Here is a 14,406-nt window from a genome sequence, read left to right on the forward strand (position 1 = left end):
CGCAGTCCGGAATAAAAATAAATCCAGAATAAAGATAAAAAATAGCCAGTCACAAGAATGACTTTATTTCGCTGCACATTCTCGTCCCGCACTACCAAATATTTCCTGGTAAACAAAAGGACGAGACATGAAGACGATCTGGAAATGGAAGCGTAAGCAAAATGCAATCTGCGCAGCCGTCGCGCTGCTCGCGGGACTGCACTCAGCCGTCGCCGCGGCCGATGAACACGACCACGACCGCGATCACGAGGGCGCGTCGGTCAAGCATGTGCTGCTGATCAGTTTCGATGGTCTGCACGAACAGGACGTCGCCCGTTGCATCGGCGCTAACACGTGCCCCAATCTTGCACTGCTCGCGAAATCCGGCACGACCTACGCGAACGCTCATACGCCGGGTCTGTCGGATTCGTTCCCCGGACTCGCGGCGCTCGTCACCGGCGGTTCGCCGAAATCCGCGGGCCTTTTCTACGACGTCTCCTACGACCGCACGCTCTATTCGCCGTCCGATAGCAATTGCACGGGCAAGACGGGCTGGAACGTCGTGTTCGATGAAACGACCGGCATCGATGGCGAGAACGGCGGTGCTCTCACGCATCTCGACGGTGGCGGCGCGTTCAATCCGCAGGCCATCCCGCACGCTTTGGTCAATGGTGTCTGCACCCCCGTCTATCCGCACAACTATCTGAAGACCAATACCGTCTTCGAAGTCATCAAGAGCAATGTGAAGAACGCGCGCACCGCGTGGGCGGACAAACACGCGTGGGGCTACGACTGGCTCAACGGACCGTCCGGTGCCGGCGTCGACGATCTTTCCCGCACGGAAATCAATTCGATCGATCCGGCGACCAACACCTACTACCTCGACACCTATACGCACACGGAAAAATTCGATAACTACCATGTGCAGTCGATGATCAATGAAATCGACGGCAAGGACTCGACGGGGCAATCGAGCGCCGCCGTCCCCACCGTGTTCGGCGCCAACTTCCAGACCTTGAGCGTCGCGCAGAAAGCCACGGTCGCAACGGGCGGCGGCTATCTCGACGCGAGCTTCACTCCGGGTCCGCAGGTCGCTGGTGCGATCGCCTATCTGGACGACGCGTTGGGACGCATCGTGTCCGAATTGAAACAACGCAACCTCTATTCGTCGACGGCGATCATCGTCACCGCGAAGCACGGTCAATCGCCGACCGACCATTCGAAGCTCGTGAAGAATGGCGATACGCTCTCCAAACTGCTTGAAGCGAACAACTATCTCGACCCGAACGGCAAGTTCGGGCAGAACAGTACGCAAAGCGGCAACCTCAACGACGGAACCGGGCTCGTCGGCACGGGCTTCGTGCAGACCGACGACGTCGGCCTGATCTGGCTGCGCGATCAAAGCCAGTTGCCGGCGGTCGTGACGACGCTGAAAGCCAATCTAAGCTGTAACGCTCCCGGCATTTGCGCCGACGGCCCGCAGGCTTACATTCTCTCTGGCCCGCAACTGAGCAACGGGTTCGGCGATCCGGCGCGCGGACGCACGCCGGACATCATCGTCCAGCCGAACCCGGGGGTCATTTACACGTCGAGCACGGCCAAGGACGAAGAGCACGGCGGCAACGCACCCGATGACAGCCATCTCGGCCTCGTGGTCTACGTGCCTCACGCGCATCACGCAGGGCAGGTCAGCAACGAGCGTGTGCTCACCACGCAGGTTGCGCCGACGATCCTGCGTCTGCTCGATGTCAAGCCGCAACTGCTGCATTCCGTCGCTGTCGAGGGAACGCGTGCGCTGCCGCAGTTCGATCGCGAGGACTGAGCGTCCGCGTAATCTTTGAATCGTCCAGCCGTCACCCGGAAAAAAGCCCCGCAGTCACCTCCTGCGGGGCTTTCTTTTCCGGACTCCCGGTTCGAAACCGCGAGTCCGGAGCTTTGACGGGAAGAGCGATTACTTCACGTTCGGGAACGCCGGCCAGGACGACGCCTGATCGCACAGCGACAGCTTCGGATTCTGTGCAACGATCGTCGCGGCAGGATTCGTGTCGTTCGCCGCGCCTGCGTCATCGCTGCCGTTGACGGTCAGGTTGAGCGTGTTCGTCGTAGCCGTGTACTTGCCAGCGCCACCCGACGTGTTGGTCAGGATGCCGCCCGTGCCGTGAGCGAACGACTGCCCGATCAGGCTGACATTCGCGCCGAGGTTCAGCGTGGCATTGGCCGCCTTCGATTGCGAAGAACCGTCGGTCGAGCCGATGTTCACCACACCCTTGCTCAGGTTCGAGATACCCAGCGCGACGTCGTTATCCGCCACCACGTTATTCATGTTCAGCTGAATGACGCTCTGCGTATTGGCGAAGCTCGTGTCGGCATGCAGGCCACGGAACGTCAGATTGCCGCCGCCCGCTTTACCCGCCGCCTTGTTGGCCGGGATGTTCATCATGCGGATATTGCTGAGGTTGATGTCGTGGAAGCTCGGGATCAACCAGCCAAGACCGGTGTACGAGATCGGATCGGCACTCGGGCCCGTGTAGTACATGTCGAACACGAGGAAGTCCTTCACCCCGCGCATGCATGCGCCGTCATAGTAGATGTTGCTGACGTCGCCGCCGCGCGCCTGACCGCTCTTGATGCGCAGGCCCACGATGCCCATATCCGTCGACGAGTTGGTGCCGTCGTAGATATTGTCGAAGTAGTTGTCGTAGAAGTGAATGTTTCGGACACCTGCATTCGTCGGGCTGCCGATCGACAGCCCATGACCGTTGTAGTTGTGGTTGTGCGCAACCGTAATGCCGTAGGTGCGGTTCGACGAAACGCCACGGTTACCGTCGATGCCCCACTGCATGTTAGCCGGCGTCGAGCCGTTCTGCGCACCGCGTGCCGCAGCCGGACGCGGATCCTGCAAACCACCCTTGAACGCGACGTTGTCGTCGGACGGGCTCAGGTAGTTGTACACGATCGCCACGTTCTTCACGTAGCCGTCGAAGTAGACCTGGCCGCTCGACGTCGTCTTGCTGCCCGTGCCGAGCGCCGCGTGCTCCGGTCCCGCCGCAACGCTCGGGTCGACACCGTCGGTGTTCTTCACGCCGGTCGAGCTGGCATCGATCGTCGCACCCGTGTAGAGATGCGAGTACGAACCGCTGACGCCGTCGAACGCGTCGTTGTTCATGCCGACGCTCGCCTGGTTCGCCGCATCCGGCAGCAACGGCGTGATGATCTTGATGCCCCACACGGTCAAGCCGTCCACGCCGTCGGCTTCGACGGTGAAGAAGGTGCTGTTGCGCAACGTGATCTGATACAGCGACAGGTTCTTCGACTGCTGCATCCACAGCATGCCGGGGTTGCCCTGGAAGCTGTACGGACCGCCGCCGATGTCTTTGTTGCCGTGGTACGAGATGTCCCACCAGCTCGCCGGCACCCAGCGCGCGCAGCCCGTGGTGCCGGCGTTACAGCCGCCGCCCGCGACCGTCATGCCACTCGGCACGCTGGTCGCCTGACGGTTCACCACATAGGTGACAGCCGGCGTGGTAAGCGTCGTCTTGCCCATCGCGGTCACCACGTCGCAAGCCGTGCCTTCAGGCGCGAGCGTACCGGCGCGGTAGGCAGCGATCGTGTTCGTGCAGCTGAACTTCGGCGTCGTGACGCCGGTGATGTTGTTGCCCGAATAGGTGAACGCCTCGGTGACGCCGGTTGCCCAGCGGATCGTCGGATACAGCGCCGACGAGCTGATGAGCGGCATGTAGCCACGCGCGTCGATCGAGCCCGTGCCCATGATCGACGCGTTGACCGTATGCGTGCCGCGAATCAGCGGATAGCAGTTCTGCATGCCGCTCACGCCCGCGAGCGTCGCCTGGCCCGCGTTGACGGTGCCGGCCGGGGCGGGAAGCCCGTCCGGATTGTTGATCGCGGCGCCGCAGGTGATCGCGTTCGGCCGGTCTTGCGCGGTCTTGTCGTAGACCACGACGTCGCGGCTCGCGAACAGCGTGACGCCGTCGTCGACCCAGAGCGTGACGCCGGACGGCAGAACGAGCGGGCCACTCAAAAACGCATTGCCCGAGCCGCCGCTGTTCCTGACCAGACGCACCGCGAACTTGGTGGCCTTGTAGGCCGGGTTCGACAGCGTTTCGCTCGAGGCGCCCGCGATGTTGACGAGCGGATTATTGGCCGCCTGTTGCGTTGCGGCTGCCTGCTGATCGGCCTGTGTGATCTTCGCGCCGACTTCGGCGTCCACGGCGGCGCCGCAGGCGTCGAGCGCGGCCTGGATGCGCGCCTGGTCCGGGTTGTTCAGCGCCGTCGTTGCGCCGCCATAGGTCGCCGGCGTCGGGTCCGCGCTGACCGGAAGCGAACCGTCGGCGTTCTTGACGAGCTTGTTGCTGGCTTCGAGAACCGAGCAGACCTGCGTATCCGACGGCAATGCCGGGGAATCAGGCAGGTTCGTGTCGGCGGCGTAGCGGCCCGGAGTCCAGGCCGGATTGGTCGGCGTGGTCGGGTTGGTGGCTGGGGGGGTGGTCGAGTTGGAGCTGGAGCTCGAGCCTGCAACGCCGTTTCCGTCGCCGCAACCGGCGACGGTCAGGACCAACAGGCCGAGCACGACTAGCTCTCGGGCCGAACGCATCTTCATCAGTTATCTCCTTGGGAGTGGATCCAGCTCGCGCTCTAGACACGCCTCGCGCTCCTCGCATCGACGCCAGGAAAGCAGCAGGTCGTGCAGAGCTATTAGTGTTCGTTATAAGACATCGTATGAGATACAACCGTAAAACCCCGGCTGCCAATCACCTCGTGGAAGACCTCGCGAACGTTGCGGCCCTTAGCCGATACGACGATCCAGTCCACGGCCCAACCCCTGAAGCCGCAGTGCAACAGGTGTTCCTTTCCGGTATGGGACCGCGTCTCTCGAATAGTTTTTCTACCGGGTCAGCCGCCCGACTGCCCGGCGGCGCCTCGTCCTGGCAAGCTCACTGTGCCAAAGTTGTCAGGCAATGATGTAATTCATCGTACAACATTTGCCGAATGATGCTTCAGTCAACGCCACTCTTTCAATTACAGTAAACCCCACCCTCCCGAGTCGGGTGACGCTCAGGGCGTGAAAAAAGGGAGGTGAAAGAGTGAATCCCGGCGTGCGCCGTCCAGCGGGATTGGCCGGCGTGGAAAGCCCTTGTTGTCAGTCAGGTCTGCGTGCAATCTGACAAGCTGCGAAACCTCGGCGAGGGTCACATAAGCCGTCGGCCGATCCATCGAAAGTAATGACCGGCTCGCGAGAGCCCCAGCCAATAGGGCTTCGCACGCTCGGGTATGATGAAAGCTCATCACCCTTTGGATCGAACCCGCATCGAGCCGGCCGTCGGGAGCCCATCTTGCAATTCGCCAATACCTTGCTCGCGCTCGCGGGTGTCCTGTTCCTGAGTGTCGCCAGCCCAGGGCCGAATTTTCTGATCGTCACCTCGACGGCGATTACGTCGCAACGCGCCGGCATCATGACCGGCCTCGGACTTGCCGCCGCTTCCGGCACCTGGGCATTGATCGCCATTGCGGGACTCAGCCTGATCGTTGCGCACGTGACGTGGATCGGCACCGCGCTTCGAGTCGCGGGCGCCCTTTATCTGCTGTGGCTCGGCATGAAAATGATCGTGACCGCGCGACGGCCGTTGCCGGTTTCAGCTTCGAGCGCGACCTCGGGTTGGAGCGCCGCGAAGAAAGGCTATTTCGTCAGCATGACGAACCCGAAATCCGTCGCGTTCTACGGCAGTATCTTCGCGCTGATGGTGCCCGCCCATGCGCCGATGTGGCTCGATCTCGCCGTCGTCGGACTGTCGATCGGCATCTCGTGCGCGTGGTACTGCGCGATGGCGCTGCTCGCCTCGCACCCCGCCGTGCGTCGAACGCTGGTTCGGCGCAAGGCCGTGCTCGATACTGCCGCGGGTCTGCTGCTAGTGGGGCTGGGCGGCCGCATGCTGGCGGGTCGTTGAGCGCGGTGCGCTTCAATCGGGCTTGACTTGCGTCCCGCCACGAATCACAAGCTCGACAAAACCGGTGCGCGGATCAGGCTCACGGGCGAAGCAATGATCCGGCAGCTGCACGAGCAACAACTCCACGGTCGTACGTACCGTGCAGCCGTGCGCCACATGACCGCCTGACACCTGGCCGCGCGCGTCCGCGATGGACATGTGCAGGTGAGCGCCATCGGGCGATACCGAACCGGCGAGCGTCAATATTTCAAGGTCACCGCGAATTTCCGTCGCCGCTTCGGCTCCCGCGAATCGCAACGCCGCGACGCTGAGGCTGCCGATGCCCTGCACGACGAAAGCCGCTTGCAGCCCGCTCTGATGCAGCGTGTCTTCGATAGCGGCGCGCACGTCGTCGCCGGGAGAGAGTCGTAGAGGATGAGCTTGCATGTGAGGACGTACTCCATAACTTGCCGCATGGCGCCGTGTAGCACGGCCAATTCCACTCGCCTACCTCACAAATCAGACAGGTTGTGGCGTTCAGGCATTCGTCTATCGTCCCTCTTACTTCGTGGACGGCGGGGAAAGGCAGGAAAAAACCGTTCGGCGAAGTCGGCGCACTGCGGGGGTGTCGCCTGAAGCATGGAAGTTGTTAGGTATTGCAATCTTAAATGCAGTGATCGGCTATTCGTCGTCAACTGGAGAAATAAGAGCAATGCGACCTTCCCTAAAAACAAAAATCGCGCTGATTTCGAACGGCATCGATTTTGACATCGATATGTTCTCAGCCAGCAGCCAGCGCTATTACGAAAACACCTACGGCTACTGCATCACCAACCGCAATGTCAAGCGCGAACATCGCATTCCACAGGTGCTGCGGCTCGGCGACAACCTCGTGGTATCGGTTCTGCGTCGCGAAGGCTCGCCCTGGCGGCTTCGCTTCGATGGAGAGCGGCTGGCGCTCTACTATCTCGACGAGTACCGTCAGGATGTCGAACTACCTGAAGCGTTGCCGTTTTTCGGAAAAACGCTCAAGGACGGCGCACGCACCGATGACGTCATCTCGGCGTACGGCGCGGTGACGCCGGGCTTCTTTCTCTATCCCGACTGCCACTATTTCGACAAGGGCAAGCCGTGCGGCTTCTGTTCGCTGCGCAAGGCGCGCCGCACGGTGGGGAAACCCCTCGTTACCGAATTCAGTCGCGAACGGGTGATGGAAACGACTCGCATCATCCAGAACTCCGGTTGGACGATCCCGATGATCACCAACACCTGCGGCACGCCGCCCGACGACGAAGGCACCCGCCGCGCGATTCTCGAACCGCTTCAGGCGATTCGCGATGCGCGCGAACCCGGAATCCGCATGCACGTTCTCGCCCATCCGCCCAACGATTTCCGCCTGATCGACGAATACAAGGCGGCGGGCGTCACGTCGATCGCATTCAACCTCGAAGTGTACGGACGTGAGGATTTCGCGCGCGTTTGCCCGGGGAAAGATCAGCACTACGGTTACGACCGCTGGTGGGACGCGTTGGACTACGCGAAAGAGGTCTTTGGAGAATACGAGGTCTATTGCGGTCTCGTATGGGGCGTAGAGCCGATTCAGAGCAGCATGGAAGGCATGGAGGCGATACTCTCGCGCGGCATCGGCCTCGCGACGAACGTATTCCATGCCGACCCAGGCTCCGTCATGGCAAAACATCCTCAGCCGTCCGAAGCCGATATCACCGCGCTGGCGGAATGGGAGGCGAAACTCTACAGGAAATACCCCAAGGCGCGCACGATCTACGACGTCAGCATGCGCAACACGATCGACTGGGAGATCCATAACCATTACATGGAGTCGGCGTCATGAGGCAGATCGATCACTATAGCTGGGAGATGGTCGATCGCCTGACGAGACGGCTCGCCGCGAGCATCAGGGAACCGTTCGACGCAATGGTATGCGTCCTGCGCGGCGGCGCGGTGCCGGGGGCGATACTCGCCAACGAACTCGGCATCGATCTGATGATGGGCATGAAGGTCGTCCAGAATGGCCAGGTCACCGGCGTCGGCAAGGTTGGGGTTGCCTACGAAGCGCAGAAGGCGGTCGTTCGGGTGCCGCTGAACGACGTAAGTCTCGCGGGTAAGCGGGTGCTTGTCGTCGACGACGTGCTTGATTCCGGTGAAACCGCGGCAGTGGTAGTCGATGAAGTGCGGCGGCGAGGTGCCGCGCTGGTCAAGCTCGCGACCCTGCAAATCAAGACGTATTCGAGCTTCAAGCCGGACTACTTCGTCGAGGAAGTCACCAACTGGATCTTCTATCCGTGGATGTCCGCGCGGGAGCTTGGCGAAATGGAGGATAGACTGCGGGCGCTCGAGCAGGTGAGCGAGGAGTGATGGTCTTTCTATTCTGGGTGCTGCTCGCAGCCATCTTCGTGACGGGGTTCTTCCAGATCTTCTATCTGGTGCATTCCGTTTGCCTCGCGGCGCCGCTGCCAAAGCCTGACGCTCCACGTGCGGCGGGACAGGAACGCGTGTCGATTCTGATTCCGCTATTCAACGCCGCATCGACAATAGAACATTGTCTGGAATCGATTCTGTCGAACGATCTTCAGCATCTCGCGCAGATCGTACTGGTTCTCGACCGCTGCACCGATGACAGCGAAGCGCTCGCGCGCAGCTTCGAGCGCCGGTTCGCCGCGCGGGAGGTTTCTCTAAACATCGTCTCGCTGCCAACACCGCAAGCCGGCAAGGTCGCGGCGATGCTGCACGGCGGCCAGTATCTGGCGTCCCAAACCGTCTTGCTGCTGGACGCCGACATCGTGCTCGCGCCGTCAGCCCTCGCGGAATTGATCGGGTTTCATGCGCGGTGCGCACAGCCGTACAGTTCCTGCCTCATCTACCCGTTTCAGGACCCGACCAGAAAGCAGACACTTTCGTCGCATATCGTCTGCAACAACCGTCTCTATCGGCAAAGTGTCCTGCAACTGGTCAAGAACCGGCATGCAGTCGCGAACTTCCCTGGCGGCCTGCAACTGGTGGACTTTGCGCGCTATCGCGCGTTGCTCGCGGATGGCTTTCTCGAAGATCTCAGCGCGACTTATCAGGTGCTCGGCACGGGCGGAAGCATTCCGATCCTGCCGCGTGTGCTCGCGTGGGAAATGGAAAGACAGACGATCCGCGGACTCTTTTTGCAGCGTCTGCGCTGGACCATCGGCGCGATCCAGCATCTGCCGGTACAGATTCGCACCGCGCGAAAGCAACCCACGCTGACGCAAAAGATTCTCGTGAATTCCTATCACACGATGTGGGAGTTTCAGCACTACGTGATCGCAGCGTCCACGCTGGCCGCGCCTTTTGCCGGCCATCTCTGGTATGTCTTTCTCGTTCCGCTCGTGCTGTACTCGCTACAGATCGCGCGTTCGGTCTATCTGACTCGCAACGAGTACAGGAATTCGCCCGCCGGCATCGCTCTTCATTGCCTCGTATTCCCGATGGTGATCTCTGCCGCCTTGATCGGCTCGCTAGTCATGCTGCTTAAAACACGGCGCTTTTTCTTCGGCACGTCATTGCTTTTCCGGCGCGACTGAACATCGGAGACTTGCGCGTCGCCCTGCGTCAGTCGGCCAGCGCAGCCGGCGCGGCCACCGTGCCTGAAACGTCCATAGCGTTATCGAGGAATCCGGGGATGAAAGCAAAAACTATTATCGTGACGGGTGGCGCTGGATTTCTCGGTTCGCATCTGTGTGAACGCCTCGTGCTGCGCGGCGATCACGTGCTGTGCGTCGACAACTTTTCGTCGGGCGATCGCCGCAACATTGCGCATCTTCTTTCTCACGCTAATTTCGAACTGCTACATCACGACGTGAGCGTGCCGCTCTCGCATGATGCGGACGAAATCTATAACCTCGCCTGCCCGGCTAGTCCCGTCTACTATCAGCGGGATCCCGTGCAGACGCTGCGCACGAGCGTCATCGGCGCGATGAATCTGCTCGAACTGGCGCGCCGCCGCGGCGCGAGGATTCTGCAGGCGTCGACGTCGGAAGTGTATGGCGACCCGCTGGCTCATCCGCAAGCCGAATCGTACTGGGGTAACGTGAACCCGGTGGGTTTGCGTAGTTGCTATGACGAAGGAAAGCGCTGTGCCGAAACGCTCTTTTCCGATTTCCGGCGCCAATACAAGCTCGCCACGAAGATCGTGCGTATCTTCAACGTATACGGCCCGCGCATGCGTGCCGACGACGGCCGCGTCGTCAGTAATTTCATCACGCAGGCACTGAGCGGCCGAAGCATTACGCTCTATGGAGACGGCTCGCAGACACGCAGCTTCTGTTATGTCGACGATCTGATCGACGGTTTGATCCGCACCATGGAAACCGGCGATGATTTCGGCGGACCTGTGAATCTCGGCACACGCGACGAAATTCCGATCCGCGAACTCGCGGCTGAAGTGCTTAGACAAACGGCCTCTTCGAGCGGACTCACCTATTTGCCGCTGCCCGCCGACGATCCGAGACAGCGGCAACCCGATCTCACGCTTGCGAAAGCACGGCTCGGCTGGACGCCAACCACCGCACTCGCGGACGGTCTCGCAAAAACCATTGCGTACTTTCTGTCGTTGCGTGAGCAGCACGACACATACCGCGAGCCCACGAGCTACCGCCAGCAGACGAACCTCTTCGGGTTGCCGACGTCAGACGCTACGCAGCCGCAAGCACAGACCTGATCCACACGGGTTTGCAACACGACGGATAGCGGAAAGCATTGCATCGCCACGCTCCGATCGCAGTCCGCCTCCTGCGCCACGCTGCTAGAATCAGCCAGCGATGGCCGCTGTCGCGTGCAAGCCATCCCGCCCCCTCATGAGCATGCAAGCCCCGCTTGTTTGCCGCTTCGTCGCACGCGTGTCTCAGGAAACCAGCATGGAAATCCAGCCCTATCTCCTCTTCAATGGCCGTTGTGAAGAAGCCATTGCCTTCTATCGCTCCGCGCTCGGCGCACAGGAATTGATGAAGCTGCGCGCGAAAGATGTGCCGCCGGATCCGGCGCATCCGGTACCGCCCGAACACGCCGACAAGATCATGCACGCAACGCTCGTCATCGGTAAAACGCACGTGCTGATGTCGGACGGCGATAGCCAAAGCGGCAACACCGTGCACGCGGGCTTCAGCCTGTCGGTCACGGTGGACGATCAGGCATCCGGCGAGAAGTATTTCAACGCGCTGTCGCAAGGCGGGCAGATCACCATGCCGTTCCAGCAGACTTTCTGGACGACCGGCTTCGGCATGCTGACCGACAAGTTCGGCGTTCCGTGGATGGTCAACGTTCGGCATGAGGAAGCCGCGCCGCAATAAAACCGGCGCTGCGCCGGACCCGCTGTGCGGCATCAGGGTCCGGACACTCAGGTGGGCCGCCCTCTATGGCAATAATGACGCAGACGCGCTAGAGTCTGAGCAGGCAAGGTTTTTCGTCGTGTGTAGAACGAATTGAATAACGCCGCATTTTCATGGGGCAAACCATGACGCCATTCGAATCGCTCTCAGAGCGCAGCGCAATCGGCCGCAACGCACGCAAGAACACGCCGCGCAGCGCCCATGCCGAGATCGGCAATGTCGATCGCGATCCAGTCCGCCTGCTGCGCGAAAGCAGCCGCGGCCGCGTCGACGGCCTCGTGCCGCTGCGCTACGGGCGCATGCTCGCTTCGCCGTTCACGTTCTATCGGGGCAGCGCGATCATCCAGGCGCACGATCTGTCCACGACCGCGAACAGCGGCTTTCACTTCCAGATATGCGGCGATTGCCACCTGATGAATTTCGGCGGCTTCGCGACGCCCGAGCGCGCGCTCGTGTTCGACATCAACGATTTCGACGAAACGGCGATCGGCCCGTGGGAGTGGGACCTCAAGCGCCTCACGGCCAGCCTCTATATTGCGGTCAGGCATCTCGGCCACGGCGACAGCCTCGCGGACGAAGTCGTCGCGCTTTGCGTGCAGAGCTATCAGCATTGGACCTCGCTCTACTCGGCAATGAGCCCGCTGGAACTGTGGTGCGAACTCATCACGTTTGCCCGCCTCGAAGAGCTTTCGCCGACCGAGGATGCGCGGCAACGCGTTCGCAGCAGCATCGCGAAAGCCTCGCGCCGCACGCACGAAACGATTCTGCCGAAGCTCGCGAGCCGCCGCGAAGGCATCTGGCAAATACGCGACGCGCCGCCGACCGTCTTCCACGTGCATGGCAAGAACACGCTCTTCACGCACAAGGACGACTGGCTCGGCCTCGGCGACTGGCGCACGTTGATCGAGCCGATCTACGAGCATTATCTGAAATCGCTCGGCAGCGTCCGCCGTACGCTGCTCGATCACTTCACGATCCAGGACATGGCGTTCAAGGTCGTCGGCGTGGGCAGTGTGGGCACGCGCTGCCTGATCCTGCTGATGGTCGACCAGCACGAGAAGCCGCTTTTCATTCAGTTCAAGGAGGCATCCCAGTCGGTCGTGACGCGATACTTCAAGGCGCCGGGGCCGAAACATCAGGGCCATCGCGTCGTCAGCGGACAGCAGCTCATGCAGGGCGCGAGCGATCCGTTCCTCGGCTGGACCACGGGACCGTTCGGGCGCGCCATTTACGGCCGCCAGCTACGCGACATGAAGATCTCGGCGACGCTCGAGCTGTTTGCGAAAGACACGTTCCGACAGTACGCGGGCATGTGCGGCTGGGTGCTCGCGCGGGCTCACGCGAAAGCGGGAGGACTCGCCACGGAAGTCGCCGGCTACCTCGGAAATGGCGATCAGATGGCGAACGCGCTGATCGGCTATTCGCGCGCCTACTCGGACCAGGTGGAGAAGGACTACGAGATATTCCGCCGCGCGTGCCGCAGCGGACGGCTCGAAGCGCGCACCGACGCGGACATGGCGGCCGATTTCGTCGCGTAGGCGCAAAAGCGCCGTATCAGGTCTTCGGCACGCTCTCATCCTCACCGACGACGCCGAATTCGACCGCGCTCTTGACGTAAGCATGACCTGCGGGGCCATGCTGGCGGCGTCAATTGCCGCGCGGTGCGGCGGCGGCAGGGGCGCGCAGATCGCGCCGCCTCGTTCGATCCGTTGAGCGATCGCGATCGCCGTGTTTCGTTACTGGCCGTACACGTCGAAATCGAAATACTTCTTCGCGATCCGGTCGTAAGTGCCATCCGCGCGCATGTCGGCAATCGCCTTGTCGATTTTTTCCTGCAGATCGGTGTCTTCCTTTCTCAGCCCAATTGCCGTTCCGCTGCCGAGCGTTTTCGCGTCGTAAAGCGGATTGCCGGCAAACGCAAAGTCCTTGCCACGCGGTGTGCGCAAGAAGCCGATTTCGGCTTGCACCGCGTTCTGCAACGACGCGTCGATGCGTCCGGCGAGCAGGTCCGAATACACGAGATCCTGATCCTGGTAAGGCACGATCACCGCGCCGGCCGGTTCCCAATACGTCTTCGCATACGTCTCCTGGATCGAGCCCTGCTCAACGCCAATGCGCTTGCCCTTCAGCGCTTCCGGCGTCGGCACGATCTGCGCGCCCTTCTTCGCGACGAGCCGCGTCGGAATGCGGAACACCTTCGACGAGAACGCGATCTGCGCCTGACGCGCGGGCGTCATCGACATGGTCGAGAGCACGCCGTCGAACTTGCGTCCCTTCAGGGCGGGAATCATGCCGTCGAACGAGTTCTCGATCCACACGCATTTAGCGTTCAGACGACGGCAGATTTCGTTGCCGAGGTCGATGTCGAAACCGACGAGCTTGCCATCGGCGGCTTTCGATTCGAACGGCGGATAGCTCGCGTCGACGCCGAACCGCACGGTCGACCAGTCCTTGGCGATTGCGCTGCCGGACGTTACAGCGAGCAGCGCAATCGTCAGGGTTGCAAGCGTGGTTTTCATTTTTGCTCCTTTTACTCTTCTGAAGAAATACGGGTACGCGGCGCGCGTTACTCCGTTGGCGCACCCCGGCGCACAGAACCCGGCATTCGACCGTGATCTGCGCGGCCGCGCAAATTCATTAAAAAAATCAATTCATGCGCGAGATGCATAGGACCGGAAAAGCCGGCAACCGGGTTGGATGAAGATGTTCGAATGATTGGGCCGCGCCTCTTGAACGTTGAAAGTCGTCCCTTGTGCACACCGATCCTGGCATTCCGACGAGTACGTTTTATCGCGACAAAAACCGGGCTCGCATCGGCACGCGTGTCCCCTCCCTCACAGCCAGTCCATCGGAAAGCGATGAGTTAGGCAAGGCAATGCCGCCGCAGACCTAACGGCGGTCAGGGTAGACTGGCGCGCAATCGGTCACGCCAGTTCGGTGGAATCCCGATTTCGCCCGAATCGCCGGCCCCCCTGAACAAGACGGCACTTTCGTCGGGCATGAATTGCGGAGCGCCTCCGTCCATCGAATCGAAATCGACTCGCGCGATGAGCGTCCCGCTGTGCGCGTCGTATAGTCTACCGACAAAGAGAACAAGGTTCCCGTTCACGTCT

Annotated in this window: 11 protein-coding genes; 8 read left to right on the forward strand and 3 right to left on the reverse strand. The window is 61.3% G+C overall.

The features are described 5' to 3' along the window. Nucleotides 1-127: 127 nt before the first annotated feature. A complete protein-coding gene (locus B9Z01_RS20080) occupies nt 128-1,801 on the forward strand; it encodes an alkaline phosphatase family protein (RefSeq protein WP_085486197.1) in 1,674 nt (557 codons plus the stop codon). Nucleotides 1,802-1,930: 129 nt separating this feature from the next. On the opposite strand, the gene B9Z01_RS20085 is transcribed toward B9Z01_RS20080, so the two are convergent. After that, on the reverse strand, nt 1,931-4,597 hold the full coding sequence (locus tag B9Z01_RS20085) for a glycosyl hydrolase family 28 protein (RefSeq protein ID WP_085486199.1): 2,667 nt from the start codon (nt 4,595-4,597) through the stop codon (nt 1,931-1,933). 733 nt (nt 4,598-5,330) lie between these two features. On the opposite strand from B9Z01_RS20085, the gene B9Z01_RS20090 reads away from it, so the two are divergent. Further along, the gene (locus B9Z01_RS20090; protein WP_420814701.1) at nt 5,331-5,942 is read left to right on the forward strand and encodes a LysE family translocator; all 612 of its coding nucleotides are present in this window, start codon (nt 5,331-5,333) and stop codon (nt 5,940-5,942) included. A 12-nt stretch (nt 5,943-5,954) separates the two neighbouring features. Here B9Z01_RS20090 and B9Z01_RS20095 read toward each other — a convergent pair whose 3' ends face one another. Then, nucleotides 5,955-6,368 carry a PPC domain-containing DNA-binding protein gene (locus tag B9Z01_RS20095; protein ID WP_085486204.1) on the reverse strand — a complete coding sequence of 138 codons (414 nt, stop codon included), beginning with the start codon at nt 6,366-6,368 and terminating at the stop codon, nt 5,955-5,957. Nucleotides 6,369-6,489: 121 nt separating this feature from the next. Here B9Z01_RS20095 and B9Z01_RS20100 point away from each other — a divergent pair, with 121 nt between their 5' ends. The 6 genes from B9Z01_RS20100 (at nt 6,490) to B9Z01_RS20125 (ending at nt 12,831) form a co-directional block, all read left to right on the forward strand. After that, nucleotides 6,490-7,773, forward strand: a complete 1,284-nt coding sequence (locus B9Z01_RS20100) for a radical SAM protein (RefSeq protein ID WP_143809001.1) — start codon at nt 6,490-6,492, stop codon at nt 7,771-7,773. Beyond that, nucleotides 7,770-8,297 carry a phosphoribosyltransferase gene (locus B9Z01_RS20105; protein WP_085486208.1) on the forward strand — a complete coding sequence of 176 codons (528 nt, stop codon included), beginning with the start codon at nt 7,770-7,772 and terminating at the stop codon, nt 8,295-8,297. Before B9Z01_RS20100 ends, B9Z01_RS20105 begins: the two co-directional genes overlap by 4 nt. Next, nucleotides 8,297-9,490 (forward strand): glycosyltransferase family 2 protein, encoded by a 1,194-nt coding sequence (locus tag B9Z01_RS20110; protein ID WP_085486210.1) that lies wholly within the window; start codon nt 8,297-8,299, stop codon nt 9,488-9,490. Before B9Z01_RS20105 ends, B9Z01_RS20110 begins: the two co-directional genes overlap by 1 nt. Before the next feature lie 98 nt (nt 9,491-9,588). Continuing rightward, a complete protein-coding gene (locus B9Z01_RS20115; protein WP_085486212.1) occupies nt 9,589-10,626 on the forward strand; it encodes a UDP-glucuronic acid decarboxylase family protein in 1,038 nt (345 codons plus the stop codon). 196 nt (nt 10,627-10,822) lie between these two features. Continuing rightward, the gene (locus B9Z01_RS20120) at nt 10,823-11,254 is read left to right on the forward strand and encodes a VOC family protein (protein ID WP_085486214.1); all 432 of its coding nucleotides are present in this window, start codon (nt 10,823-10,825) and stop codon (nt 11,252-11,254) included. 164 nt (nt 11,255-11,418) lie between these two features. Beyond that, nucleotides 11,419-12,831: a DUF2252 domain-containing protein gene (locus B9Z01_RS20125; protein WP_085486216.1), complete on the forward strand. Its 1,413-nt coding sequence runs from the start codon at nt 11,419-11,421 to the stop codon at nt 12,829-12,831. 198 nt (nt 12,832-13,029) lie between these two features. Here B9Z01_RS20125 and B9Z01_RS20130 read toward each other — a convergent pair whose 3' ends face one another. Beyond that, nucleotides 13,030-13,812 (reverse strand): ABC transporter substrate-binding protein, encoded by a 783-nt coding sequence (locus B9Z01_RS20130; protein ID WP_085486218.1) that lies wholly within the window; start codon nt 13,810-13,812, stop codon nt 13,030-13,032. Nucleotides 13,813-14,406 lie beyond the last annotated feature (594 nt).

Origin of the sequence: Paraburkholderia susongensis, assembly GCF_900177725.1 — a bacterium.
Taxonomy (GTDB): domain Bacteria; phylum Pseudomonadota; class Gammaproteobacteria; order Burkholderiales; family Burkholderiaceae; genus Paraburkholderia; species Paraburkholderia susongensis.